Here is a 257-nt window from a genome sequence, read left to right on the forward strand (position 1 = left end):
CTCTCCGGACGCGTCACCCTGCATGTGTCGCCCGAGAACGACACCATCCGGCGCATCATCGCAGAAGCCTCGATTTTCGCCTCCGCCTCGGAATATGAAGGTTTCGGCCTGGTGGCGCTGGAGGCGATGAGCGCCGGTCTGCTGCCGGTGCTGAACGCCAACGATGCCTTTTCGACGCTCGCCGACCGGCATCCTGTTCTCCTGCTTGCCGATTTCACCAATCCCGAGAGCGCCGCCACGGCGATCGAAGCCGCCCA

General features: G+C 64.2%; 1 protein-coding gene. It reads left to right on the plus strand.

The features are described 5' to 3' along the window. Window positions 1-257 (plus strand): glycosyltransferase (locus tag EOD29_RS33085; RefSeq protein ID WP_127248864.1); only part of this gene is annotated, 257 nt, incomplete at both ends.

The organism is Mesorhizobium sp. M1A.T.Ca.IN.004.03.1.1 (genome assembly GCF_003997555.1).
Classification (GTDB): Bacteria; Pseudomonadota; Alphaproteobacteria; order Rhizobiales; family Rhizobiaceae; genus Mesorhizobium.